Annotated in this window: 26 protein-coding genes; 8 read left to right on the top strand and 18 right to left on the bottom strand. The window is 61.1% G+C overall.

What is annotated here, in order from left to right; all coding sequences use genetic code 11:
* The 4 genes from LVY75_27425 to LVY75_27410 are packed head-to-tail and all read right to left on the bottom strand — an operon-like array spanning nucleotide 1 to nucleotide 3,721.
* Complete coding sequence (locus LVY75_27425) at nucleotides 1-378, bottom strand: hypothetical protein (GenBank protein ID XAZ22507.1); 378 nt, start codon at nucleotides 376-378, stop codon at nucleotides 1-3.
* A gap of 5 nt (nucleotides 379-383) precedes the next feature.
* A complete protein-coding gene (hydA, locus tag LVY75_27420) occupies nucleotides 384-1,838 on the bottom strand; it encodes a dihydropyrimidinase (GenBank protein XAZ22506.1) in 1,455 nt (484 codons plus the stop codon).
* A gap of 24 nt (nucleotides 1,839-1,862) precedes the next feature.
* Nucleotides 1,863-2,471 carry a hypothetical protein gene (locus tag LVY75_27415; GenBank protein ID XAZ22505.1) on the bottom strand — a complete coding sequence of 203 codons (609 nt, stop codon included), beginning with the start codon at nucleotides 2,469-2,471 and terminating at the stop codon, nucleotides 1,863-1,865.
* Nucleotides 2,468-3,721, bottom strand: a complete 1,254-nt coding sequence (locus LVY75_27410; GenBank protein XAZ22504.1) for a Zn-dependent hydrolase — start codon at nucleotides 3,719-3,721, stop codon at nucleotides 2,468-2,470. The genes LVY75_27415 and LVY75_27410 overlap by 4 nt, the downstream gene beginning before the upstream one ends.
* Nucleotides 3,722-4,034: 313 nt before the next feature.
* On the opposite strand from LVY75_27410, the gene LVY75_27405 reads away from it, so the two are divergent.
* Nucleotides 4,035-4,673 carry a TetR/AcrR family transcriptional regulator gene (locus LVY75_27405; protein ID XAZ22503.1) on the top strand — a complete coding sequence of 213 codons (639 nt, stop codon included), beginning with the start codon at nucleotides 4,035-4,037 and terminating at the stop codon, nucleotides 4,671-4,673.
* Between the two features lie 45 nt (nucleotides 4,674-4,718).
* On the opposite strand, the gene LVY75_27400 is transcribed toward LVY75_27405, so the two are convergent.
* From LVY75_27400 to LVY75_27390, 3 genes are all read right to left on the bottom strand, one after another.
* A complete protein-coding gene (locus tag LVY75_27400; GenBank protein ID XAZ22502.1) occupies nucleotides 4,719-7,289 on the bottom strand; it encodes a GAF domain-containing protein in 2,571 nt (856 codons plus the stop codon).
* Nucleotides 7,289-7,822 (bottom strand): biliverdin-producing heme oxygenase, encoded by a 534-nt coding sequence (locus LVY75_27395; GenBank protein XAZ22501.1) that lies wholly within the window; start codon nucleotides 7,820-7,822, stop codon nucleotides 7,289-7,291. The genes LVY75_27400 and LVY75_27395 overlap by 1 nt, the downstream gene beginning before the upstream one ends.
* Nucleotides 7,823-8,069: 247 nt before the next feature.
* A complete protein-coding gene (locus tag LVY75_27390) occupies nucleotides 8,070-8,480 on the bottom strand; it encodes a rhodanese-like domain-containing protein (protein XAZ22500.1) in 411 nt (136 codons plus the stop codon).
* 72 nt (nucleotides 8,481-8,552) lie between these two features.
* On the opposite strand from LVY75_27390, the gene ftrA reads away from it, so the two are divergent.
* The 3 genes from ftrA to prfH all read left to right on the top strand — a co-directional run bounded on the left by ftrA (nucleotide 8,553) and on the right by prfH (nucleotide 11,578).
* The gene (gene ftrA / locus LVY75_27385; GenBank protein XAZ25847.1) at nucleotides 8,553-9,554 is read left to right on the top strand and encodes a transcriptional regulator FtrA; all 1,002 of its coding nucleotides are present in this window, start codon (nucleotides 8,553-8,555) and stop codon (nucleotides 9,552-9,554) included.
* Nucleotides 9,555-9,753: 199 nt separating this feature from the next.
* Nucleotides 9,754-10,977 carry an RNA ligase RtcB family protein gene (locus tag LVY75_27380; GenBank protein ID XAZ22499.1) on the top strand — a complete coding sequence of 408 codons (1,224 nt, stop codon included), beginning with the start codon at nucleotides 9,754-9,756 and terminating at the stop codon, nucleotides 10,975-10,977.
* Nucleotides 10,964-11,578 (top strand): peptide chain release factor H, encoded by a 615-nt coding sequence (prfH, locus tag LVY75_27375; GenBank protein XAZ22498.1) that lies wholly within the window; start codon nucleotides 10,964-10,966, stop codon nucleotides 11,576-11,578. The genes LVY75_27380 and prfH overlap by 14 nt, the downstream gene beginning before the upstream one ends.
* A gap of 80 nt (nucleotides 11,579-11,658) precedes the next feature.
* On the opposite strand, the gene preA is transcribed toward prfH, so the two are convergent.
* The 4 genes from preA to LVY75_27355 all read right to left on the bottom strand — a co-directional run bounded on the left by preA (nucleotide 11,659) and on the right by LVY75_27355 (nucleotide 16,793).
* Nucleotides 11,659-12,972: an NAD-dependent dihydropyrimidine dehydrogenase subunit PreA gene (preA, locus tag LVY75_27370; protein ID XAZ22497.1), complete on the bottom strand. Its 1,314-nt coding sequence runs from the start codon at nucleotides 12,970-12,972 to the stop codon at nucleotides 11,659-11,661.
* A 15-nt stretch (nucleotides 12,973-12,987) separates the two neighbouring features.
* A complete protein-coding gene (locus LVY75_27365) occupies nucleotides 12,988-14,349 on the bottom strand; it encodes an NAD(P)-dependent oxidoreductase (GenBank protein ID XAZ22496.1) in 1,362 nt (453 codons plus the stop codon).
* Between the two features lie 461 nt (nucleotides 14,350-14,810).
* Nucleotides 14,811-15,806, bottom strand: a complete 996-nt coding sequence (locus tag LVY75_27360) for a sensor histidine kinase (protein XAZ25846.1) — start codon at nucleotides 15,804-15,806, stop codon at nucleotides 14,811-14,813.
* Nucleotides 15,807-15,998: 192 nt separating this feature from the next.
* The gene (locus LVY75_27355) at nucleotides 15,999-16,793 is read right to left on the bottom strand and encodes a response regulator (GenBank protein ID XAZ22495.1); all 795 of its coding nucleotides are present in this window, start codon (nucleotides 16,791-16,793) and stop codon (nucleotides 15,999-16,001) included.
* A gap of 274 nt (nucleotides 16,794-17,067) precedes the next feature.
* Here LVY75_27355 and LVY75_27350 point away from each other — a divergent pair, with 274 nt between their 5' ends.
* Both LVY75_27350 and LVY75_27345 read left to right on the top strand, forming a co-directional pair.
* The gene (locus LVY75_27350; GenBank protein XAZ22494.1) at nucleotides 17,068-17,274 is read left to right on the top strand and encodes a hypothetical protein; all 207 of its coding nucleotides are present in this window, start codon (nucleotides 17,068-17,070) and stop codon (nucleotides 17,272-17,274) included.
* Between the two features lie 10 nt (nucleotides 17,275-17,284).
* The gene (locus tag LVY75_27345) at nucleotides 17,285-17,839 is read left to right on the top strand and encodes an RNA polymerase sigma factor (protein XAZ22493.1); all 555 of its coding nucleotides are present in this window, start codon (nucleotides 17,285-17,287) and stop codon (nucleotides 17,837-17,839) included.
* 165 nt (nucleotides 17,840-18,004) lie between these two features.
* Here LVY75_27345 and LVY75_27340 read toward each other — a convergent pair whose 3' ends face one another.
* From LVY75_27340 to hemP, 7 genes are all read right to left on the bottom strand, one after another.
* Entirely contained in the window at nucleotides 18,005-18,406 is a 402-nt protein-coding gene (locus LVY75_27340; GenBank protein XAZ22492.1) for a hypothetical protein, read from the bottom strand.
* Between the two features lie 8 nt (nucleotides 18,407-18,414).
* Nucleotides 18,415-18,759 (bottom strand): hypothetical protein, encoded by a 345-nt coding sequence (locus LVY75_27335; protein XAZ22491.1) that lies wholly within the window; start codon nucleotides 18,757-18,759, stop codon nucleotides 18,415-18,417.
* Between the two features lie 115 nt (nucleotides 18,760-18,874).
* On the bottom strand, nucleotides 18,875-19,684 hold the full coding sequence (locus LVY75_27330) for a heme ABC transporter ATP-binding protein (protein XAZ22490.1): 810 nt from the start codon (nucleotides 19,682-19,684) through the stop codon (nucleotides 18,875-18,877).
* Between the two features lie 10 nt (nucleotides 19,685-19,694).
* Complete coding sequence (locus LVY75_27325) at nucleotides 19,695-20,804, bottom strand: iron ABC transporter permease (GenBank protein ID XAZ25845.1); 1,110 nt, start codon at nucleotides 20,802-20,804, stop codon at nucleotides 19,695-19,697.
* 2 nt (nucleotides 20,805-20,806) lie between these two features.
* The gene (locus tag LVY75_27320; protein ID XAZ22489.1) at nucleotides 20,807-21,730 is read right to left on the bottom strand and encodes a hemin ABC transporter substrate-binding protein; all 924 of its coding nucleotides are present in this window, start codon (nucleotides 21,728-21,730) and stop codon (nucleotides 20,807-20,809) included.
* A gap of 11 nt (nucleotides 21,731-21,741) precedes the next feature.
* Nucleotides 21,742-22,791, bottom strand: coding sequence for a hemin-degrading factor (locus LVY75_27315; GenBank protein XAZ22488.1), 1,050 nt, complete (start codon nucleotides 22,789-22,791; stop codon nucleotides 21,742-21,744).
* Nucleotides 22,792-22,810: 19 nt separating this feature from the next.
* Nucleotides 22,811-22,996 (bottom strand): hemin uptake protein HemP, encoded by a 186-nt coding sequence (gene hemP, locus LVY75_27310; protein ID XAZ22487.1) that lies wholly within the window; start codon nucleotides 22,994-22,996, stop codon nucleotides 22,811-22,813.
* Nucleotides 22,997-23,176: 180 nt separating this feature from the next.
* On the opposite strand from hemP, the gene LVY75_27305 reads away from it, so the two are divergent.
* Together LVY75_27305 and LVY75_27300 are read left to right on the top strand one after the other, a co-directional pair.
* Nucleotides 23,177-23,605 carry a hypothetical protein gene (locus LVY75_27305; protein XAZ22486.1) on the top strand — a complete coding sequence of 143 codons (429 nt, stop codon included), beginning with the start codon at nucleotides 23,177-23,179 and terminating at the stop codon, nucleotides 23,603-23,605.
* Between the two features lie 72 nt (nucleotides 23,606-23,677).
* Nucleotides 23,678-25,108, top strand: a complete 1,431-nt coding sequence (locus tag LVY75_27300; protein XAZ22485.1) for a TonB family protein — start codon at nucleotides 23,678-23,680, stop codon at nucleotides 25,106-25,108.
* Nucleotide 25,109 lies beyond the last annotated feature (1 nt).

Genomic DNA, 25,109 nt, shown 5'->3' with positions numbered 1-25,109 from the left:
CTATTTGCATAGCGGCAGCGGCCCCCACTTGATATTGGCATCCGAGGCAAGCCCGATCGTATAGCCTTTCGGGCCAGACGTGATCCTGGCGGTATCGTCGGAGCTGCTTTCCTCGCCTTCTGCCTGGCAGGCAACGGTTGCGGAGAAGTTCTTGCCCTTGACCTTCAAGATCTTCTTGACCTCGCAATAGGACGCAGCCGTGGTGATGGCCTCCGATGTCAGCAGGAAAAAGTTGTCGGAGCCGGTGCTTTCGCCGGTCTTGGCATAGGCGCAGCCATCCTTGTTGCCGTAGCTGCCCTTGATGGGCAGCTTATCGGCATTTGCCGCAGTGGAAAGAGCGGCCAGGCAGACGATTGTCAGAAGCAGATGGCCGCGCATCAATATCATACCCCGCTTGCCGGGATGCCCGTACGCTCGACCTTGCGCGGAGCCGTGATCTCCTTCCAGGTCGACAGCGCCTTGCTGACCGCGGTAACCGGCTCGCGCTTGACGAATTCACCGTGGCCCGAGCGCGTCTTGATGGTGTCTTCCTCGATCGCCACGACGCCGCGTGTCAGCGTGTAACGCGGCAGGCCGGTGACTTCCTTGCCCTCGAAGACGTTGTAATCGATCGCAGATTGCTGGCGCTTCGACGAAATGGTTTTGGAGCGCTTCGGATCCCAGACAACCAGATCGGCATCGGCGCCGACGAGGATGGCGCCCTTCTTCGGGTAAATGTTGAGGATCTTGGCGATGTTGGTCGAGGTGACGGCGACGAATTCATTCATCGTCAGACGGCCGGTATTGACGCCATAGGTCCAAAGCATCGGCATGCGGTCTTCGAGGCCGCCGGTGCCGTTCGGGATCTTGGTGAAATCACCGACGCCGAAGCGCTTCTGCGCCGTGGTGAAGGCGCAGTGATCAGTCGCCACAACCTGCAGCGAGCCGGAGGCGAGGCCCGCCCAGAGGCTGTCCTGATGCTGCTTGTTGCGGAAGGGCGGGGACATGACGCGGCGGGCGGCATGATCCCAGTCCTTGTCGAAATATTCGGTCTCGTCGAGCGTCAGGTGCTGGATCAGCGGCTCGCCATAGGCGCGAATGCCCTTCTGGCGGGCGCGGCGGATCGCTTCATGCGCCTGTTCGCAGGAGGTGTGGACGATATAGACGGGGCAGCCGGCCATGTCGGCGATCATGATAGCACGGTTGGTGGCTTCGCCCTCGACTTCGGCAGGGCGCGAATAGGCATGCGCCTCCGGGCCATTATTGCCTTCCGAGAGCAGCTTGGCCGACAGCGAGGCGACGACATCGCCGTTTTCGGCATGGACGAGCGGCAGGGCGCCAAGCTCGGCGCAGCGCTGGAAGGAGGCGAACATCTCGTCGTCGTTCACCATCAGCGCGCCCTTGTAGGCCATGAAATGCTTGAAGGTGTTGATGCCCTTGTCCTGAACGATGGTCTTCATCTCGTTGAAGACCTGCTCGCCCCACCATGTGATCGCCATGTGGAAGGAATAGTCGCAATTGGCGCGGGTGGACTTGTTGTCCCACATGGTCAGCGCTTCGAGCAGCGACTGGCCGGGCGAGGGAAGGGCGAAATCGACGACCATGGTCGTGCCGCCGGAAAGCGCCGCGCGCGTGCCGCTCTCGAAATCGTCCGAGGAATAGGTGCCCATGAAGGGCATTTCGAGATGGGTATGCGGGTCGATGCCGCCGGGCATGATGAAACAGCCTGTGGCATCAAGCACTTCGTTGCCGGAAAGGTTCGGGCCGATCTCGACGATCTTGCCGCCGTCGATCTTCACATCCGCCTTGTAGGTGAGGTCGGCCGTGACGATGGTGCCGTTCTTGATGACTGTGGTCATGGCTGCTGCTCCTTTTCCTAGCTGTTACTGCTCGACTGCCATCGTGGGCGTGCCACTTCGCAGGAGCGCTGCGCCTTTGGTGATGAGGCGGTAAACTGCATCTTCACTCAGTTCATCGTGCGCGTCATGCTCTTCCTCGTAATACCAGTCGGGTTGGTCAACGACATCAGCGCCGCCGACTGACAATGACCAGAAACCGTAGCTTTCGCGAAAGTAGAAATCCTTGCCGTCGATCAGCCCAGTCGACTGTACGGGGTGGCTGCCCTGGGGACGTTTGATCAGTATCCCGGGCATGGAAGGGCCGAGTTCGATGCGAACGACACGGGGTCCAGGTCCATAGACATAATAGGTTTGAAGGGGTGCATTTGGGTCGTGGTCATCTGAGTTGGCCAGTTGAACCCCCGAAGGTTTATATCGCCAAAAGCTCGATATTTGCGGAAGGCTGATCCGCTTGCCTGCTGCATCGATGCCAATGTAGAAGACCTCCACACTGGGGACGTCGCCCCACGGTCCTTCAGTCATTGGCGTCGCATTGGCGGTGGCCCATGCGAGATCGTCGGTAGTTCGCTGAATTCCGAACTTAAAGGCATCGGCATAGTCGAGATAAGTCGTTGGCAAGTCTGACGCCATCACTCGACAATCTCCGCCGTCTCTACCACAGCATGGAACAGCACATCGGCGCCAGCCGTTGCCCATTCCTTGGAAATCTCCTCAGCCTCGTTATGCGAAAGACCACCCACACATGGGCACATGACCATGGTGGCGGGTGCGACCTTGGCGGCCCAGCAGGCGTCGTGGCCAGCGCCGGAGATGATGTTCATGTGGGAGTAGCCGAGGCGTTCGGCGGCGGAGCGGACCGAGGTGACGAGCTTTTCGTCGAAGGTGACCGGCTCGAAATGGCCGATCGCCTCGACGGAACAGCCGACGCCCAGCGCATTGCAGATCTTGGGCGCCTCGGCCTCGATCTTTGCCCGCATGCGGTCGAGCTTGGCCTTGTCGGGCGAGCGGATATCGACGGTGAAGACCACCTTGCCCGGCAGCACGTTGCGGGAATTCGGCGAGAAGAAGACCTGGCCGACGCCGCCGACGGCCCCCGGCTGTTCGCCCATGGCGACACCCTGCACCATTTCCAGGATGCGCGACATGGCAAGGCCGGCATTGACGCGCATGTTCATCGGCGTCGAACCGGTATGGGCTTCCTTGCCGGTCAGCGTGAATTCCAGCCACCACAGGCCCTGACAGTGGGTGACGACGCCGATCTGCTTGTCTTCGGCTTCGAGGATCGGGCCCTGCTCGATGTGATATTCGAAATAGGCGTGCATCTTGCGGGCGCCGACTTCCTCGTCACCGACCCAGCCGATGCGTTTCAGTTCGTCGCCGAAGAGATTTCCTTCGGGATCCTTGCGGTTATAGGCGAAATCCAGGCTGTGCGCGCCGGCAAAGACGCCGGAGGCCAGCATGGCAGGCGCAAAGCGCGCACCTTCCTCATTGGTCCAGTTGGTAACGACGATAGGGTGCTTCGTCTTGATGCCGAGATCGTTCATTGTCCTGATGATTTCAAGCGCGCCGAGCACACCGAGGACACCGTCATATTTGCCGCCGGTCGGCTGCGTATCGAGATGCGAGCCGACATAAACGGGGAGAGCGTTCGGATCGGTGCCAGGGCGGGTCGCAAACATCGTGCCCATCTTGTCGACGCCAAGCGTCATGCCGGCGTCTTCGCACCACTTGCGGAAGAGGCTACGGCCCTCGGCGTCCGAATCCGTCAGCGTCTGGCGGTTGTTGCCGCCGGCAATTCCCGGGCCAATTTTCGCCATGTCCATGAGACTGTCCCAGAGACGGTCCCCGTTGACGCGCATGTTTTCGCCTGGCGCTGCCACCATGATTGAAAGTCCTCACCTGTTTTGCGGCAGTCATGCAAAGTACATGCCCGCCATGTTCCCGTGGTCAAATCCAGCTGCTGCTTTTTGTTCTGTTCAGCGCCGGAAAATCGCCAGTTGCCTTTGTTTTTTATCTGGCAGATAATTTGACCGATTGGTAAACATTACAACTTCCATCGCCGCGCTCAAGACGAAAATCACGAAAAACAGCTAGAAAATACCGGCAAAAAATACGGGCAGTTGCCTTTTAAAGCGGCAGGAGGGCCGTTCTTCGAATCTTGAGCGAAGAAGTTGAATTTCAAGGGGAAAAGAGCGGATGGCCATACCGAGAGCGGCGAAGACACTTCGGCGGACACGGATCCAGGAAGAAAAGGAAGAGCAAATCCTGGAAGCGGCGCTCGATGTGTTTTCGGTCAGCGGCTTTCGTGGCTCGACGATAGACCAGATCGCCGAAGTGGCCGGCATGTCGAAGCCGAACCTGCTCTACTATTTCCGCACCAAGGAAGCGATGCACCGGGCGCTGATCGACCGGGTGCTCTTCAACTGGCTGGAGCCGCTCAGGGCCTTCGATGCGGAAGGCAATCCGGAATCGGAGATCCGCAGCTATATCCGTCGCAAGCTTGAAATGGCGCGCGATTTCCCCAGGGAAAGCCGACTCTTCGCCAACGAGATGCTGCAGGGTGCGCCGCATGTTCTCGATATGCTGAAAGGGCCGCTAAAAGAGCTGGTCGACGAAAAGGCGGCGGTCATCCGCACTTGGATCAAAAGCGGTAAGATCGCCCGTTGCGACCCTTATCACCTCATTTTCTCGATCTGGTCGACGACGCAGCACTATGCTGATTTCGATGTGCAGGTTCGCGCCGTGCTCGGCGAAGCGCATTCCGGCGACGGGCGCTTCGAGGATGCAGCGCGTTTCCTGGAGCAGCTCTTCATAAGCGGGTTGCGGCCGGACTGAGCCGCCGATCGGCGGTCTAACGGTTACGCGTTTGTTCGAATTTCTTCAGAGCTTGGCCGGAAGCGAAATGCGGACAAGAATGTCCGTCACTCCCTCGATCGTGTAGGGCTTCTGCAGGATCGGCGCATCCGAATGGCTGTGGGCCTGCGCTATACCCTCGCCGTAACCTGTCGCGAAGACGAAGGGCACGTTGTTGGCGGCCAGCCGGTCGGCAATCGCGAAACTGGTTTCGTCACCGAGATTGACATCGAGAAGTGCCAGATCGAAGGACTGGCCGGCGAGGAATTCCATCGCATCGGCAACGCTTGGCGCTGTTGCGACTTCCGCGCCCAGACGGCGCAGAATGTCTTCGCCATCCATGGCGATGATGAGGTTATTCTCGACCAGCAGCACATTGAGACCAGCGAGCGGTTCCTTGTCTGAAGCAACGACCTTGCCTGCCGCGGTTTCGACAGGCGCAGAAACGGGGTGTTCGTCTGCCGAGCTGACTGTTTCAACATACCTCGCGGGGATCGAGAAATCGGCTTCCAGCCCTTCCTTGATGTAGCGGATCTCAGCCTTGCCGCCGAGATCGTAGGGGATGGAGCGGCGAATGATCGTAGAGCCGAAGCCCTGACGCTTGGGCTCGGTGACCGGAGGGCCATTCCTTTCCCGCCAGCCTATATTGAGATTGCCTTCTTCATCCCTCAGCCAGCCGAGATCGACAAAGCCGGATCCCGACAGGCTTCCATATTTCGCGCTGTTGGTAACCAGCTCGTGGAAGACAAGCGCCGTCGTCGAAAAGGCCTGCGGCTCCAGCAGCACGTCTTCGCCGGTCATCCTGATACGCTCGGCGTTCTTGCCGAGATAGGCGGCGGCTTCGGCCAGCAGCAGCTGCCGCAGCGAAGCCGGCGCCCAGTGGTCGCGGGTGATCTGGTCGTGGGCTCTGGAGAGCGACTGGACGCGGCCTTCGAGCTGCCGGACGTAATCTGGCAGGCTGATGGCCGATGATTGCGATTGTCGGATCAGACCGCCGATGAGGCCCAGAATATTGCGGACACGATGGTTCAGCTCGGCGATCAGCAGTTCCTGCCGCTCGTTGGCGAGCTGGCGCGCCATGCTCGCTTCGTCCGTCAGGCGCAGAACCACCTCGATCAGGGTCACGCGGATCGTTTCTGCCACGCGACGCTCGGCTTCGGTGAAGGGCAGGGAGCGGCCGCGTACCAGCTCGGACCAGGCCTCGAAACTCTTGCGCGGGGTAAGCCGCGGACCGTTCGGGCCATATTCCACCGGCTTGTGCGGATCGCCGGCCCAGCGGACGGTGCGCACGATCTCCTGACGAAACAACACGACATAGTCGCGCGGCGAACGGGAGATCGGAATGGCGAGCATGCCCGCCACGGCATCATCGATTTCGACATCAGGATAGGTCTCCGCAAGCCGGTCCACTGCATAGACCCGGCCGGCGGCATTGCGATTGAGGTGGCGGATGAGAGCGGCAAAGCTCTTCTCGTCCGGACCGAGGCCGGCAATCGCCAGCCGTCCATTGATCCAGACGCCGATACCATCAGCGGGAATGGCGTCCGCCAGGGCATCGATCAGCCAGGTCGGATCGTCGAGCAGGCTTGCATTGTCGGCAACGGACGTCAGGAGCCGGTCGGCGATGCGACGTGCCTTGGTCTCGTAGTCAAGCGCCAGGCGTCGCTCGCGGCTTTCGAGGCGGGATGCGAACATCTGGCCGAAGAGTTCGGCAGTGGAGCGGCTTTCGGCCGAAGGCAGGCGTTCACTGTAATGATGGCAGGCAAACAGGCCCCAGAGCTTGCCATCGACGACGATGGAGATCGAGAGTGAGGCGCCGACGCCCATATTGGCGAGATATTCGATATGGATGGGCGACACCGAACGCAGCACGGACATGGAGAGATCGAGCGGCCGGCCATGTTCGTCGAGTTCAGGCAGGATCGGCACCGGTGTCGCGTTGATGTCGGCAATGATGCGGAACAGATTGCGCAGATAGAGCGCGCGCGCCTGCACAGGAATATCCGAGGCAGGATAGTGCAGGCCGAGGAACGAGCCGATGCCCGGCCGGGCAGCCTCCGCCACGACCTCACCGGAACCGCTGTCATCAAACCGGTAGACCATGACACGGTCGAAACCGGTGAGGGCGCGGGCCTGCCGTGCGCCTTCGCGAAAAAAGGCTTCCAGCGTTTCCGTTTGGTCAAGACGCGACATCATGCTGCGGATGGAGAGCGACGGGGCGCTGGATTGGCCTTCGTTGCAGCGTTCGCCTTCGATGATGACCTGGCCGTGACTCACATGCACTGCGACGTCGAAACGCTGAGGGTCTGATGTCAGGGCAATGCCGAAAATGCGTTCGACGGTGTCGGGGCCGCGCAGGGTTGCGAGCTTGTTGCGGAGGGCGTGGAGAGCTTCGGGCACAATGATCGACGACACGGGCCGGCCCGCGGCTTCGCTGTGAGTTATGCCCAGGAATTCGGCGAGATTTGCCGAGGCCCGAGTGACGATCCAGTCGGAGGATACCGCAAGCAGAAAACCGAAGGGCTGGACGGAACCGAGTTGATGGATCGGCTCGCGGTCGCAGTTGGTCAGATCGACAGGTCCGGTCGCATTGCTCATCAAACAGCTTCCAGTTCGAGTTGCGCAGCCTTCAGAAAGAGATCGAAAACGCCGCGCGCAGCCGCAACCGCGGCTGCCATATCGTCAATGCCGCTGGTATCAAGACGTTCCATAAACGCGCGCATCGAGCCCTTCGGACCGTGCGGGCTGAGGTAGCTGCTCGGCAGGTCATCAGGCACGGCCTTTGCCAGCATGGCGCCGCCAAGCTTCGATCCTTCCAGCACATAGACCGCGCCCCAGAGCGCGGCCTCGCCGCGTAGATCGGGCTTGGCAAGAATCGGAGGCGGAGGCTCCTGGAGTTCGGCCATGTCGGCAAGAAGAAGGTGCGCGCGCCGTCGCTCCGGCCAATCCGGCAGCAGCTGCACGATACCGGCCTGCTCCAGGGCGGCTTCGACGGACGGAACCACGCGGGCATGGGCGCGCAAGAAGGCTTTATAGGTCCTGATATCGGAGAGGCTGAAATTGCCGAAGAGGGCGTCCACCCCGGCATGGCAATCTGCTGTTTGTGCACGAAGGGCACTGCGAAGTGACATGCTGACCGTGTTCCAAGTAATGTCGCATAGTATGCCGGCCGGATAGGGTCGACGAGACTAGCGATATACGGCAGCCGCTGCTTATTTCCAGAGAAACCTATAGAAAAACATGGATTTCGGCGCGCTTGGCAATCCGATTTATCCGGATCTGTCTTCCATGACTGGTTGTCTATGGTGTCATCCGTCACCGGCACGAGAAGCATGTCCGGTGACGGATGAAATTATCCTTCGCCGCGGGGATCCCGGATCAGGCGGCGGCGCTTGCCTCGCCTTCAAAGGCGAGACCTTCATCGGCCCAGCCGGTCAGCCCGCCGATCATCAGCTTGACGGAGAGGCCGAGACGGGAGAGGCGCAGGGCGGCCTTGTCGGCGCCGTTGCAATGCGGGCCGGCGCAATAGACCACGAAGAGCGTATCGGAGGGCCATTCCGACATGCGGTGTGCGGTCATCTTGCCATGCGGCAGATTGAGGGCGCCCGGCACATGCGACTGCGCAAAGAGCGCGGGCGAGCGCACATCGAGCAGCACGAAATCGACCTTGCCCGAGGCGAAAGCGGCGTTCACGTCGGAGCAATCGGTCTCGAAGGCGAGCTTGCCGGCGAAATGATCGGCGGCGGCTTCGGGAGAAGCGGCAGGGATATCGGAGACGGGGCTTGGCATAGGTCTTGTCCTTTCCTGGTTGCTGTTGCAGCCGATCATTGCCGATGCTACGGATTGGCGAAATTGGCCATTGTGACTGACAGCGTAAAGATCATGCCAAAATCGGATCTCCATCGAACACAGGGACCACATGTCGTGGCGCTCGCCTATGACGGGCTCTGCACCTTCGAATTCGGCATCGCCTACGAGGTTTTCGGCCTCTCGCGGCCGGAGATGGGCGAGGGCTGGTATCGCTTCTCCGTCGCCGGCATCGAGCCGGGTCCGTTGCGCGCTGCCGGCGGTCTGACGGTTGCTGTCGATCACGGGCTGGAACTGCTCGATGAGGCAGATCTCATCATCGCGCCGGGATGGCGGGCGATCGATGCGCCGGTGCCGGAGCCGCTGACATCAGCCTTGCGGGCAGCGCACGAGCGGGGCGCACGTGTCATGTCGCTCTGCTCGGGTGTCGCCGTGCTCGCGGCATCCGGCCTGCTGGCCGGACGGCGGGCGACGACGCACTGGCGCTATGTCGCTTCGATTGCCGAGCGCTACCCCGACATCGCTCTCGATGCCGATGTGCTGTACATGGACGAGGGCAGCATCCTGACGGCGGCCGGCAGTGCGGCGGGCATCGATCTCTGCCTGCATGTGGTGCGCGGCGATTTCGGCCCCGACGCCGCCAACAGCGTGGCGCGACGCCTCGTCGTTCCGCCGCATCGCGAAGGCGGGCAGGCGCAGTTCATCGCCGCTCCCGTGCCGGAAGAGCGCGAGGGCATTCGCCTCGGGCCGCTGATCGAGTGGATGCGCGAGCGGTTGTCCGAAGACCAGCCCATCAGCCTGCTTGCCGACAAGGCCGGGATGAGCATGCGCACCTTCCAGCGCCGCTTCGAGGCGGCGACGGGCGACAGCGTCGGCGAATGGCTGCTGAAGGAGCGGTTGCGGCATGCCCGCGATCTTCTCGAGAGAGAGCTTGCGGTGTCGCTCGACGATATCGCGCTTGCCAGCGGCTTCGGGACGCTTGCAACCATGCGCCACCATTTCCGCCGGCGGCTTGGCACCAGCCCGAGCACTTATCGGAAGTCGTTCGGCAATTAATACGTCCCAGGCTTGCATTTGTTTTTTGCTTCGCTTAAAGGGGCGGCATCATTTGTTTCTGGAAAGGGAGCGCACGATGACAAAAATCTCAGCACGCCCCGAGAGGGTTTCGGCGTAACTCAGCCTCTGGGCTGACGCATGCCGGTTGACCATCGCCGTCTGCGCGATGAAAGACCATTCATATCCAGAGTTCATTATCATGGGCAATTCCATCGGGGGCGGAAGCTCCCCGACGACGCAGGCCAATGCGCCTGCGCTCATCCATCATTTCTTTTCCGGCCGCACCTGGATCGAAGGCGCGGCGCTAGATCAACTTGGCGAAATGTCCCGTCTTCCGGGCGTTTCGCAGATCGCTGCCTTTCCGGATTTGCATCCCGGCAAATATGGCGCAACCGGTGTCGCATTGGCGTCCGACCGGCTGCTTCCGCTGCTTATCGGCAATGATATTGGCTGCGGCATGTCGCTTTTCCAGGTCGATCTGCCGCTGCGCAAACTGAAGATCGATAAGGCGGCGGAACGGCTTCGCCAGCTTGAGGCTGAGGAGATCGGCGATGCCGCTGTCTTGCTGGAGGAGGCGCTCCTGCCTGCCTCCCTGGCGCCGGATGCACTCGGTACGATTGGCGGCGGCAACCATTTTTGCGAGCTGCAGGCCATCGATACGCTTGGCGATGGCGGTGCTTCCGCTGCTCTGGATGGTCAGGCTCTCTACCTGCTTGTCCATTCCGGCTCGCGTTCCCTCGGTGCTGCAGTCTTTTCCGAGGCTGTCAGTGCTCATCCCGATCTTGCGGCCGGGCTCCTGCCGGGTTCACAAGATGCTGTCACGTGGCTTGCAAGTCATGACCAGTGCGTTGTCTGGGCATCGCTGAACCGTCGACTGATCGCAGCACGGGCAGCAGCCGCATTGCGTGCGGATCTGCGCCTCGTTGCCGATGTGCCGCACAATCTCGTCCGGTCTTCCGGACGTGATTTCGTGCACTACAAGGGGGCTGCGGCGGTCACGCCGGGGGAACTCGCGCCTATCGCCGGATCGCGTGCGAGCCTCAGCTATGTGGTTTGCCCGACCGCGGATGTATCCCGTTCGCTCGGCGGCATATCGCATGGGGCCGGTCGCAAATATGACCGGGCCAGCATGCATGGGCGGGCGGGCCGTAACAGGTCCGAGCGTGAGCAGCTGCTGCGCAATGTCTGGGGCGGCATCGCCATTTGCGATGACCGGGCTCTCGTCGTCGAAGAGGCGGCGTCCGCCTACAAGGATGCGGGGCAGGTTGTTGCCGATCTCGAAAACGAAAAGCTGGTGAGCGTCGCTGCCAGCTTCCGGCCGCTCGTCACCTTTAAAAAGGCAGTTGACGAAGCCGAGGTCGAGCAGCGTCGCCGCAAGTCGGAGTACCGTCGGGAAGGAGGGCGTAGCCGTGAGCGCTATTGATCTCCTGATCACATCGGGCAACGGTCCGGTCGAGTGCCGGATCGCCGTCTCCGCGCTTCTGCGCATCCTTGAAGACGAGGCGAAACAGCAAGGGTGCGTCGTCCATGTCAACCTCGGGCCTATGCCGGATCATCATGGTGCGAAGTCGGCGGTCGTCACTATCGAGGGCGAAGCGGCAGAGCGGATTGCAACAGGCTATTGCGGTACGATCCGCTTCACCTTCAAGAGTGGGGTCCGCCCCGGCCACAAGCGGCAAAACTGGTATGTGGCCGTGCGGCGCATCGATCTTCCGGCTGAGGGTGTTGCGGTGACGATCGATCCTGCCGACCTGCAGTTCGAGACGTTGCGGGCAGGCGGGCCCGGCGGGCAGCACCAGAACACGACGGACAGCGCTGTTCGCGCCTTGCATCGCCCGAGCGGTCTCGTTGTGACGGCCCGGGACGAGCGCTCTCAGCATCGCAACAAGGCGCTGGCAATCCGGCGCCTGCAGGCAATGCTGCGGGATATCGAAGCGGAAAAGCAGGAGGCGGCGAAAGCCGGACGCTTCATTGCCAACCGCACGATCGAGCGTGGCAACGAGGTCAAGGCCTTCAAGCTTTGACAGCAGGCAATATGCCTAGGTCTTAAAAGCAATCGACGCCCTCCAGGAGGGCGTCGATCTTATATACATCGAGCGGATGGTTATTCCGCGGCCTGGCGGGCCATCGGGTTGTTCGGGTGGGTGGTCCAGTTGGCGTAATTCGGATCGACCACCTTGCCGGTGCGCTTGTCGAGGGCGCCTGCCGGGAGCTCTTCCATGGTGATGCAGTTTTCGACCGGGCAGACGCTGACGCAGAGATTGCAGCCGACGCATTCCTCGTCCATCACCTCGAAATGGCGGACGCCATCGACGAAGTTGGTGATCGCCTGGTGCGAGGTGTCCTCGCAGGCGATGTAGCAGCGGCCGCACTGGATGCAGGCGTCTTGATCGATCTTCGCCTTGGCGATGTAGTTGAGGTTCAAATACTGCCAGTCGGTGACGTTCTGGACGGCGCGGCCGGTAATGTCGTCGAGGGTCTTGTGGCCCTTTTCATCCATCCAGTCCGAGAGGCCCGTGATCATTTCCTGCACGATCTTGAAGCCGTAGGTCATGGCAGCTGTGCAGACCTGCACGTTGCCGGCGCCGAGCACCAGGAATTCGGCTGCGTCGCGCCACGTGGTGATGCCGCCGATGCCCGAGATCGGAAGGCCGTAGGTTTCCGGATCGCGGGCGATCTCGGCGACCATGTTGAGCGCGATCGGCTTGACGGCCGGGCCGCAATAGCCGCCGTGGCTGCCCTTGCCGCCGACGGTCGGGTTGGGGGCGAAGTTGTCGAGATCGACCGAGACGATCGAGTTGATCGTATTGATCAGCGAGACGGCATCCGTGCCGCCGGCCTTGGCGGCGCGGGCAGGGCGGCGGATATCGGTGATATTGGGCGTCAGCTTGGTGATGACGGGCATGCGCGTGTACTGCTTGCACCAGCGCACGACCATTTCGATATATTCAGGCACCTGACCGACGGCCGAGCCCATGCCGCGCTCGGACATGCCGTGCGGACAGCCGAAGTTAAGCTCGATGCCGTCTGCACCGGTTTCTTCGACCAGCGGCAGGATCGCCTTCCAGGCCTGTTCCTCGCAGGGAACCATGATCGATGCGATCAAGGCGCGATCCGGCCAGTTCATCTTCACCTGCTTCATTTCGCGCAGGTTGGTCTGCAGGTCGCGGTCGGTGATGAGCTCGATATTGTTCAGGCCGAGCAGGCGGCGGTCGGCACCCCAGATCGCGCCGTAGCGCGGGCCGTTGACGTTGACGACAGGCGGGCCTTCCTCGCCCAGCGTCTTCCAGACGACGCCGCCCCAGCCGGCCTTGAAGGCGCGCTCGACATTGTAGGCCTTGTCGGTCGGCGGTGCGGAGGCGAGCCAGAAGGGGTTCGGAGACTTGATGCCGACGAAATTATTGCGGAGATCAGCCATTGTTCATTCTCCCCTTCAGGCGACAGCGACAGCCGGAGCGGCTGCGGCAGTCAGGGTGCGGTGAATGGATTCGGCCGCGTCGCGGCCGTGGGCGACGGCAGATACGGTGAGGTCTTCGCCGCCGCACACGCAGTCGCCGCCGGCCCAGACACCTTCGAGCGATGTGCGGCCTTCCGGGTCAACTGCGATACGGCCGGATTCCATGCGCAGCGCCCCGAGGCTGGAGGCTTCGAAGGTCTGGCCGATGGCTTTCAGGATATGGTCTGCGGTGATGACGCCGGTCTCGCCGGTGCCGGTCAAGCGACCATCGACGAGGGCGGTATATTCGACCTCGATCGCGGCCACCTTTCCATCCTGCGACAGGATGGATTTCGGCGCCAGCCAATGGCGAATGATGACGCCCTTGGAAGTGGCGAGATCCTGCTCGAATTCCGAGGCGTTCATATGTTCCTTGCCGCGGCGGTAGCAGATCGTCACTTCTTCCGCGCCAAGGAGCTTTGCCTGCACGGCGGCGTCGATTGCGGTCATGCCGCCGCCGAGGACGACGACGCGGCGGCCGATGGCGATGTCACCCTTGTTCCTGGCCTGACGAAGCTCAGCGATGAAATCGACCGCGTCATCGACGCCGGGCAGGGTTTCGTTATCGACGCGCAATGCGTTGACGCCGGCAAGGCCGAGGCCGAGGAAGACGGCATCGTACTGGCTCTGCAGGTCGGCGAGCGAGAAGTCGCGGCCGAGCTGCTGATCATGTTTCACCTCGATGCCGCCGATCGACAGGACGTAATCGACTTCCTTCTGGGCGAAGTCGTCGACTGTCTTGTAGGTGGCGATGCCATATTCGTTGAGGCCGCCGGATTTCGGCTTGGCATCATAGATGACGACATCATTGCCCTTGACGGCAAGGCGATGGGCGGCGGCGAGACCGGCAGGGCCGGCGCCGACGACGGCGATCTTCTTGCCGGTCGGTTCCGCGCGCCGGTAGAACTGCTTGTCGGCAGCCATCGCCGCATCCGTTGCATAACGCTGCAGGCGGCCGATCTCGACGGGGCGCTCTTCGGCGGTGTTGCGCACGCAGGCCTGTTCGCAGAGCTCTTCGGTGGGACAGACGCGGGCGCACATGCCGCCTAGGATGTTCTGGTCGAAGATGGTCTTCGCGGAGCCGATCGGATTTCCGGTCGAGATCTGGCGGATGAAGAGCGCAATGTCGATGGAGGTGGGACAGGCCGTCATGCACGGCGCGTCATAGCAGAAATAACAGCGGTCGGCGGCAACCAGCGCTTCGTGACTGTCGAGGCGCGGATGAAGATCGGAAAAATTAGCCTCGTACTCGGCGGACGAAAGCCGGCCGGCACGAATCCCAGTTTCCAGGCGTTCCATTGAAGTTCCCTCTTTATTGGTAACGACTAGTGAGGGAATCGTAACTCAGGTTCAAAAATTTATCAAACGGTAAAATTTTGGCAATTTTCTTTCGTCTGTTCAGTTTAAGTAATTGAATTTGTTTGCTGTGCTATTTCTTTAGGCATGCTTTGAATTCCGATTGGATGGATATGAGCAGCAATCCAAATCGGCCATCCGAGAAAAAATTGACGAAAGTCCAATTTTTTTCCAATCGGAGGGAACCAAAGTTAACGAGCGTAGTTAATGCGATATCCGAATGATGACCGCATCGACCCAACATGCGCGCCCCCAACCCATCATTCGGACGAACTCACGGTCCCCTCCCGGTGAGTGGAGACAGCCGGTGCGCCGCCCTCGCACCGGCTGTTTCTTCGTTTGGCTCAGGCAATTCCAGCAGAAACGTGTGGTTCGAGTCCGGAACCGCGTAAAACCACGGAATCTCAGGTGCGCTTCAGGATTTCGAATTCCGTTTCCGGAACCGTCAGATGATATTCGATGCGGCCGGGTACGAGCGCCAATTCGGCCTTGCCATTGACGGAAGAGGGCACGACGCGCTCCAGCACTGTACGGCCGAAGCTGTTTTCGCTGAATTCGTGGACGTCGGCACTGTTTGGAAGCACTTCCACCCAGGCGAGTTCGATTGCCTGGCGGCCGGCGATCTCAGCCTCCCGGCAGTTCAGGGTGATGGAGGTCGCCCCGCTGGCGATTGCGCCATAAGAGGCGGAATTGACGATCAGTTCATGCAGGGCCAGTCCGAGATGGACCGCGGCATTCGGCGTCAGATGCGCGTTGATGCCGAATATCGGCAGGGAGCCTGATGTTTCCGGCCAATAGGGGGCGAACTGTTTTTCGGCAAGTTCGAACAGAAAGGCGCCGCGCCAACTGGAATCGGTAATCAGATCCTGAGAGTTCGAGAGCGATTGAAGACGCCCGCGGAATTTCATCAGGAAAGAATCGAGAGAAATGGTATTGCGGGCGGTCTGCGTGGCGATGCCCTGGATGATGGCAAGCAGGTTCTTGGAGCGGTGGGAAAGCTCGCGAAGCAGCGATTTCAGCACCTTTTCGCGATGCCGGCTTTCGGTAATCTCCGAGATGACGGAGAGCAGACCGTAATTGCCGCGCCCGCCAGTGCGCTGAACGTTCAGTTCGAATGTCCTGACTTCGCCGTCGATTGCAACATCGACCTCGGCATTATTGGAGGCGCCGGTTTCAAGCACCGTCCGCTTTATCGCGGCAAGCGATTTTCCATGAGCTTCGCCAAATAACGAGCCGTCATCGCCACCGGCGACGAAACGGGTCTGGAAATAGGGGAGAAGATTTTCGGCGTATATGATGGCAAGGCTGGCATCCTGATAGAGAATCGAGATAGCCGCGCTGGCGAGCGCGCGCTCCATTATTGCCGCCTTGCCTTCAGTGGTGAAAGGCGTTCCGGACAATGGTCCAGTCGTATTCACTCGGCCGCCTCTCCTCGGTCCCTTCGAACAAACGGAGGGATGTTGCTCTCCCGACAAACCTGCCGGTCATTCTAAAAGCAAGCGCTGCAAAAACCGTTAAAGCCGCCAATACGCTCCGGCAGAGCCGGAACGCATCGTTGCCGGAATAGTTCCGGTATGGCCAAGATTCATGTTTCAGGCCGCCACGCGGGTCGTTTCGTTGAAGAAAAGAGCCTGGCTGATCAGCGCTTTGACCATGTCGGGATTGAAGGGTTTGGTCACGAGGAAGGTGGGTTCCGGTCGCTCCCCGGTCAGCAATCTCTCGGGGAAGGCGGTAATGAAGATCACGGGCACGCTCGAGGTCTTCAGGATATCGTTGACGGCATCAATGCCGGAGCTGCCGTCGGCAAGCTGGATATCGGCGAGCACCATGCTCGGCTTGGTCCTGTTATAGAGTGCGACGGCCTCGGTATGGGTGCGGGCGATGCCGGTGACGCGGTGGCCGAGGCTTTCGACCATCTGCTCGATATCCATGGCGATCAGCGGTTCATCCTCGATGATCATGATATCGGTCGCGACCTGGCGCGAGATTTCATGCGAGGCCTTGTCGAGCAGCTGCATCGTTTCCTCTTCGGTGATTTCGAGAATGTCTGCGATCTCGGAGACGCGGAAATTCTCGACAGAGGCGAGCAGGAAAGCCTGGCGGGCAAGCGGCGAAACCTTCGAGAGGTTCAGCGTCGCGCGCTGCTCCCAGGCATAGGGTGAGGAAGGCTCGGGAATCTCGACCGCGGTGGAACCAAACAATTGCGTGAAGAGTTTGTAGAGTGCAACGCGGTCATTCGCGGTATCCGGGAATATGGAGAGATCGGCGATGATTGCTTCCAGAACGGCAGCGACATAAGCATCGCCAGATGTCTGAGTGCCGGTGAGAGCGCGGGAATAGCGACGCAGATAAGGAAGGTGCGGCGCAATTCGAGTGGATAGTGTCATTAAAAACTCCCGTCTACAGGCAGGTAAATGGCTGCAATGACCAGAAAACGCGGCCTCCATAAAAAAGTTCCTGATGTGAGGAACTATTTTTGCGGCGTCGCATTATCCTAGCCGACAAATGAAGGGCGTCACGTTTTGACCCATGTGAACGGAATGGATCTACGACATCAAGGGTTTGAAATAACCTGCTTGATCGATCGCTTATCCGTTCCATTTACCTTTTACAGCGACTTTGCCTTTCAATCCAAGACAACAGGCAAGAAGTGATCAGTTGATGACGACACAAAAGACAGAAGCACCGGACGAGCGCCAGTTGGAGTTGCGGGCGAGCGACCTATTGGACCCGAACAACCAGATCGGCGTCAGGTTGCGGTCGCTTTATGCTGCCGCGCAGGAGGAGACTATTCCCGACCGTTTCCTCGACCTGCTGGAAAAGCTTGATCAGGCCGAAATGATGGCTTCCGCAAAGATGGCCGAATAGGAATACCCGCATGGAAAAAGCGCAACCGAGCTTCAAGCGCGAACTCCTGGCGGCCCTGCCAAGCCTTCGTGCGTTTGCCATATCACTGATCGGCCGGCATGACCGCGCCGACGACCTGGTTCAGGACACCATCATGAAAGCCTGGGCCAAGCAGGATCATTTCGAGATGGGCACCAACATGAAAGCCTGGCTCTTCACGATCCTGCGCAACGAGCTTTACAGCCAGATGCGCAAGAGCGGCCGCGAGGTGCAGGACAGCGATGGCCTGTTTACCGAATCCATGGCGACGCACCCTTCCCAATATGGCGCGCTCGACCTGCAGGACTTCAAGAAGGCGCTGGACCAGCTGCCGCCGGACCAGCGCGAAGCGATCATTCTCGTCGGTGCATCGGGCTTCTCCTATGAGGAAGCGGCGGAAATCTGCGGCTGTGCCGTCGGCACCATCAAGAGCCGCGTGAACCGCGCGCGCCAGCGGTTGCAGGATCTCCTGCAGATATCAGGCGAGGCGGACTTCGGTCCCGACGCTACATCGGCGCCGCTTACCTCGAAGGCTTTTGCCTTCTGATCGACGCCTTTCCTGGGAGGAAGGATGGCCGGCTGCCCTGCGGGGCGCCGGCTTTTTTGTTGGACCGATGGCGCGATTACCTCAATCAACGACAGAGAAAAAGCGCAGCGCACCATTGGGCGCGCTGCGCTTCTTGCGGCAATCGAAGAATGAGAAGGATGCGGATTAGTCGTCCCGCTTGGAACCCACCAGATTGGCAGCAACGAGAGCAGCGACGATGCCCGCCGTCAGGAGCGGTTGGGTGCGAACGAAGCCGAGGCCAACGGTTGCCAGAGATTCAAGTGCTGCGCGGCGCTCCCGGGCGCGGCGGGCTTCCTGATGGTTCATGATCGTCATGATCACGAAAACGATGATCGCGATCAGCAGAGCGCAGGCCGCCAAGAAGAGGGATGCGCCGATGGCGCCGTAGATGCCTGCCAGCCAGATGGCTCCTGCGGTGACGGCAAGCGCGTAGGCAGTCAGCAGAAAAAGCAACGCAACGGCGACGAAGATGCCGTTGCGCTTGGTGCGTTCCACCGTGCGGTGAACGCTGTTGCCGACGAGCAGGCTCAGGATCGGGAAGAGCATCGAGCCTCCTAGCGGCGCGCGAGCATGGCGACGAGCAGGCCAAAGGCAGCAGCGGCGCCGACAGTTGCGAGCGGATGACGACGCACGGTGTTTCGCACTTCGCCGGCGCCGCGCAGGTAGCGCTGCTGCAATTCGTTCAGCAGATCCTCGCTGCGGCCGAGGATATCTTCATAGCTTGCGGATGCCTGCGAGCGCAGCTTTTCACCCGGATGGCGGGAGGTCTTGCCGAGAACATGGGTGAGCTCTGCGAGCTCTTCGCGCAGGGCTGCGATCTGGTCTTCGACGCTGGTTTCGAGATTGTGAAGAGCGCCGTTGCGGCGGCTGCGGCTGGACTGGAAGAAGGAGTAGGCCATGACTGTCTCCATTGCTGGGCGCGATCAGCGCCGCCCGGTTTCACGCGGGGTCAGCACCATCAATGGCACGGAAGAGAGCGCCCGGCTTTGACCCAAATCATTGCGGACAACGCATTCAGGCTGGAAAGGTTCCTGAGTTGGCCAGCGCGCTATGGGCCAGGACGAAAGGCGTGCCGTCGCCAGGCACCGTGTTGACGCGCAGCGGGCAGCCGAACACCGTCTCCAACGTTTTGTCTGTCAGTACGTCGCGGACGCTGCCTTCAGCGGCCAGCCGGCCGGATTTCATCAGCACGATCCGGTCGGCAAAGAGAGCCGTCAGATTGAGATCATGCATGACCGCAATCACCCCGCCGCCGCGCTCACAGAAATCGCGCGCGAGCGTCATGATGGTCAGCTGGTGGCTGATGTCGAGGCTGGAGACCGGCTCATCCAGCAGCAGCCAGCAGGGTCTGCCGTCAACGACCGGCTCGGAGATCTGGCAAAGCACGCGGGCGAGCTGCACACGCTGTTGCTCGCCGCCGGAGAGTTCCTGGTAGAAGCGGCCTTCGAAGCCGGTGAGATCGACGGCGGCCAGCGCCTTTGCAGCAGTCTCATCGGCCTGATCGGCATGGAGGTTGAGGCCGGAGGTCAGGCCCATGCGGACGATCTCGCGAACGGTGAAGGGAAAGGAGATGGCGTTCGCCTGCGGCAGGACCCCGCGGATGGAGGCAAGTTGCCACGGCCTCAATGTGCGCACCTCTTCGCCGTTCAGAGATACGCAGCCCTCATAGGCAAGCTCGCCGGAAACGGCCTTCATCGTGGTTGTCTTGCCGGAGCCGTTCGGTCCGGCAATGGCGGTCAGTTCGCCGGCCTTTGCGGTGAATGCGACATCGCGGACGATGGTCTTGCCGGAAAGGCGCACGCTGACGCCGGAAACTTCGATCATCGGTGCACACTCACAGGGCAAGGCGCGAGCGCTGCCGCAACAGGATCCAGAGGAAGAAGGGACCGCCAACGGCCGCCGTGATGATGCCGATCGGCATTTCGGCGGGTGCTACGATGGTGCGGGCGAGCACATCGGCGAAAATCAGCAGCGAACCGCCGAGCAGTGCCGAGGCCGGCAGCAGGAAGCGATGGTCCGGGCCGATTACCATGCGCAGGATATGCGGAACGACGATGCCGACGAAGCCGATGCCGCCGCTGACGGCAACGGAGGCGCCGGTTGCGGCGGCAACGGTGACGATGGCGATATTCTTCAGCCGCTGGACCGGCACGCCCATATGGAAGGCAGCCGCTTCGCCGAGCGTGATGGCGTTCAGGCCGCGGGCCATGAAGGGTAGTGCGATGAAGGAGAGGAGGATGATCGGACCGGCCGCCGCGATCTTGATCCAGGTCGCGCCGGCAAGCGAGCCCATGCCCCAGAAGGTCAAGTCGCGCAGCTGCTGGTCGTTGGCCATGTAGATCAACACGCCCGTCAGCGCGCCGGTCAGAGCGCCGAGCGCGATGCCGGCAAGCAGCATGGTGGCGACCGAGGTCTGGCCGTTGCTGGTGGCGACCCGGTAAAGCAGCAGCGTGGTGGCAAGGCCGCCGCCGAAGGCTGCGAGCGGCAGGGCGTAGATGCCGAGTGCGAGGTAGAGGGGGGCGGCGATCGTGCCGCCGAGAACGATCATCACGACCGCGCCGAAGCCAGCGCCCGAGGAGACGCCGACAAGGCCGGGATCGGCGAGCGGATTACGAAACAGGCCCTGCATGACCGCGCCCGAGACGGCGAGCGATCCGCCGATCAGGAAGCCGAGGATGGCGCGGGGCAGGCGAATGTCGAAGATGATGATCCGGTCACGGGCGCTGAGCGCCGTTTCGTTGCCTGCCATGTTTCTGACGACGTCGAGAATGGAGGCGTCGGACGCTCCCGTCGTGACGGAGAAGAGCAGGGCGAAAACGGAAGCCAGGACGAGGAAGGCGATCGCCAGCAGGGCAAGCTCGGTTCTGTCGCCCGCCTGCCGGTTTCTGCTGAAGACCGGCAAAAAGGATCGCCTGTTTTCCATCATGGCTTCCGGTACGGCCATCATCAGCCCCCGTAGATTGCCGCGTTGAGTTCGCGAACTGCACTTGCCGTGCGCGGACCGAAGCCCAGGAGATGCAGACCATCCATGCGGATGATCGCCTTCTTCTCGCCGGCCGGTGTCAGCGCGATCGAGGGCTGGGCAAGCAGGTCGTCGTTTTTCGTGCCGGCGCCATCACCGCGGTTCATCATCAGGATCACATCAGGCTTGGCGCTGATGATCGCCTCGTCGGTCAGCGGCTTGTAGCCAGGGAATTCACTGATCGCATTGACGGCGCCGGCAAGCTTGATGACGCCATCGGCAGCCGTGCCTGTGCCTGACGCCATGATGCGGCCGTTCTGGGCGCTCAAGATGAAGAGCACGCGCTTGCGCTCGGCCTCGGGACGCTTTTCGGCATCGGTGACGGCGGCATCGAGATCGGCGCCGACCTTTTCTTCAAGGGCTTTCGCCTTGTCCGGCACGTTCAGCAACGTGCCGACACGATCGATCTTGGCGATGATGCCGTCGCGCGTATAGGCATTCGGAACGGTCTCGAAGGGCACGCTGGCATTCTTCAGAACGTTCAGCGCTTCCTGCGGGCCGGAGCCCTCGACGGCGATGATCGCCGTCGGGTTCATGGCGAGAATGCCTTCCGGCGAGAGCGCGCGCATATAGCCGACGTCGGGCAGTTTCAGCGCTGCTTCCGGATACAGGCTCGTCGTGTCGCGTGCGATCAGCCTGTTCTCCTCGCCGAGCGCGTAGATGATCTCGGTGACGTCACCGCCGACCGAAACGAGCCGCGACGTATCGAGCTTCTTGTCCTCCGCGTGGGCGGGGCGCACAAAGGCATCGCCGACCGGTGCCATCGGAACCAGCGGCAGGATCATGACAGCCGCAGTCAAAGCCAGTTCCCAAAGACGGAGCCGGCGCAGGTTGTTTCGGATTTTCATCGCTCTGATCCTTATGCGGCGACGCTTGCGGCTCGCGGCAGGTTTTCCATGATCTCGCGCCATTCGCTGCGCTCGTCGGAACCTTCCTTCCGCTTGCCGAAGAACTGGATGATCATGTTGCCGTCAGCATCATAGGCTTCGAGCGAGGTGACGTGGCCGTCCTTGGTCGGCTTGCGTACGGCCCAGGTCTCGGCAATGTGGTCCTGGCGCAAATGCAGATGGAAGGTTTCGTCGAGCACGTTGATCCACGGACCCATCGGCTGGACATTGAAGATCGGGCCGGAATGGATCTGCACGATGCCGTTATTGGCAACGAAGCACATGATCGGCAGGCCTGCCTTGACGGAGGCATGCATCATCTCTGCCGTCGCCGTATTGTCGAGCTTCCAGGCATAGTCGTCGCCGACGGAGCGCACCGCAGCCTGGCGGCCGATCTTCAGGCGTTTCAGCATGCCGAAGAATTCATGCGTATCGGTCATCTTGCTCCAGTTGTCGCGCAGTTCTTCCTGGGTGACATTGCCGTCTTCGTCGGAGGCGAAGGAGGTTTCAGCCTCGACGAATTCCTGGCTCTGGTCGTTGAGCTTCAGTTCGGCGACGATGCGATGATAGGCTTCGACATCGGATGCCGGGCGCAGGTGGATCTTGTGGACGGCGTTGCCTGTCTTATCGAAATACTGAAGGCTGAGGCGTGTTGTGTCACCGTCCTTCTTGGTGACGGCAAAGGCGTGGACCCAGCGGCTCGGGAAGACGCGCAGATCGATGTTTTCGCCGAGCACGATGGCGTTGTGCTCGCCGATCTTGATGTTTTCGTAGACGCCGATCTTTTCGTGCACGGCGCTTTCGTTGCGCGACAGGGCCATGACCTCGCCGAGATCGGCAACACGCTCCAGGAGTTTCGCAGCACTGGCATCGATGCGCACGGCACTGATGCCGACTTCGGCGGCGACGAGGGCGGCCTCGGAAATCTTGAGCTGCGCGGCGATGTCGCGCTCGCGCATCTTCGGATTTTCAGCGCGGAACGCGCGGATTTCTGATGGTGCCGGTCTGGTCTGCTCGGTCATGTTCTACCCTGCTATGAGCTTACTTGTTGAGAATGAGTTTGCCCTGACGGGTGATCTTCAGGCGATAGATCACGCCGTCGTGCCTGATCATGATCTCGTTGGTGCCGGCAAAAAGATCGCCGCTTTCGAGAACACGGATCTCGGCCACTGCTGGCTCGTTGCGCAGCTGTGCGAGCTTAAAATTATCTGGCTTTTCAACCATCATTTCGGTCGGCTTTTCCCGTGATTGCGGGGGTGAAGGCCCCGTTCCGGCTACATTTATCTTGACTCTCATACTCATAGTTTTTTAAAGACGCAATAATAGAAGACAAAAGCAGTCAAGTTTTTGACGGCACTGTTTTGAAGCCGCCTGATGGCGGTCAATTTGGTCTTTGGAGAGGCGATAATGACGGGTCGGTTTGCCGCTTTTGCGGCTGGTGTGCTGTTTTCGGTGTCGAGCGCGGCGCAGGCCTTTGCGCAGGATGCAGCGGCTTCCAAGCTTGATGTCGAGCTCAACGCGCTGACGCCCTCGCAGAAGGGCTGCATGATGACCTTCGTTGCCGAGAACAATCTGGCGACGCCGATCAACAAGGTCTCCTTCGAACTTGCCTTCTTCAACGACAAGAATGCCGTCGACCGCATCACGGTGCTCGATTTCCGTGACCTGCCGCAGGGCAAGAAGCGCGTGCGCCAGTTCGATATGCCGAACGTAAAGTGCGAGACGGTCACGCGCGTGCTGATCAACGACACGCCTGTCTGTGACGGGCCGGCGGCCGGCGAATGCATGAAGGGTCTCGTGACCCGCTCGCAGATTTCAGTTCCTTTCGAAGGCTAAGACCAGATCGAAGGCCAAGACCGGGCCGGGAGGAAACCCGGTGCGCATGTTTCAGGTTGTCCGAGGCGTCAAATGGCAATTTCAGCGAAATCCAGATCGAGACACGTGCTCATCGAGGAGGAGGGCGCTGACGAGGGCCTGAACGACAACAATCCCGGCATGCATCCCGGCCACGAGCTGGCCGATCTGCGCAACGCGCAGCGCCAGCCGGCCGGAGAACAGGTCATCCACTATGCGCGGTTTGCGCAGATCTCCTCCTTCCCCGATCATCCGGAAGCCGCTCCCGCCGCTCCGGTGACACCATTGCCGATGGATGCGGCGGTGGAGAAGCAGGAGGACGAGAAGGCGCCGGTGCGGCGGCGGCTGACACTGACCTGCATCTGCTCGCTGATCTTTCACGCGGCATTGGCGACTGCGCTGATCGTTGCCTTTCCGAAAGCGCCTGAAGAGTCGATCGAAGAAGCCGGCCAGGCGATGAGCGTCGTCATGTACGGCGATTCCGATGTTGACCAGGCGGCAGCTGGCGAGACGGAAACGACCGTGCAGCAGGAAATTATTCCAGAGGCTGTCCAGCCCGACACGATCCAGCCGATGCAGACAGCGGAGGCGCAGCCGGAGACCGTGCAGCCGACCGAGGTCTCGCCTGTGACGACGAGCGAGGTTTCGCCCGTCGAGATGCAGGAGGCCATCCAACAGGCGCCGGCGCCGGAAGTGACGCGGGTCTCGCCGGAAAATGCCGCGGCTGTCGAGCCCGAAATCCTGGTATCCGAAGTGCCGGCGGAGGAGTCCGTCGCGCAGCCGATGTCCACGATCGTTCCGGAACAGCAGCAGGTGCCGGTCGATGCGGTTTCGCCTGAGATACAGCCCTCCGAAGTACAGCCGACCGAGATACAGCCGACTGCGGTGCAACCCACTCAGGTCCAGCCGACCGAGGTGCAGCCTGCCGAGACCCAGTCCGAGGTTGCGCAGACCCCGCAAGAGGTGAAACCTGTCGAAACGGCTGAAGTCCAGCCGGAGCCGGAACAGCCCAAGGAGGTTGTCACACCGACCCCGAAGCCGAAGCTGACGGCAGAGGAAAAGCCGAAGCCGGTTGAGAAGAAGCGTCCGCCGCAGAAGGCTGCCGGCAGGAATGGCGAGCAGCAGCAGAATTCGCAGCGCGGCGTTGCCGACGGCGATCCGTCGGCCCAGTCGGACCGCAATTCGCAAGCCGCCAGCAACAATAATGGGGTCGGCACCGCTGAGCGCGCCAATTACGGCGGCAAGGTTCGTGCCCGCATTCGCCGCGCGCTTCGCGAGCCTCGCGGCGTCGATGGGACGGCCGGCGTGACATTGACCATCGGCGGCGGCGGCAATCTTGTCTCCGCCGTCATCTACAGGAGTTCCGGCGTTCCTGAGATTGATCAGGCCGCTACCGATGCCGTGCGGCGCGCATCGCCGTTCAGCCCGCCGCCGGGTGGGCAACCCGTGAGTTTCAAGCAGGAAATTCAGGTCGGCAGGAATTAAA

Source organism: Sinorhizobium sp. B11 (assembly GCA_039725955.1).
In the GTDB taxonomy this organism is placed as follows: Bacteria; Pseudomonadota; Alphaproteobacteria; order Rhizobiales; family Rhizobiaceae; genus Rhizobium.
This window is presented reverse-complemented; position numbering and strand designations above follow the sequence as displayed.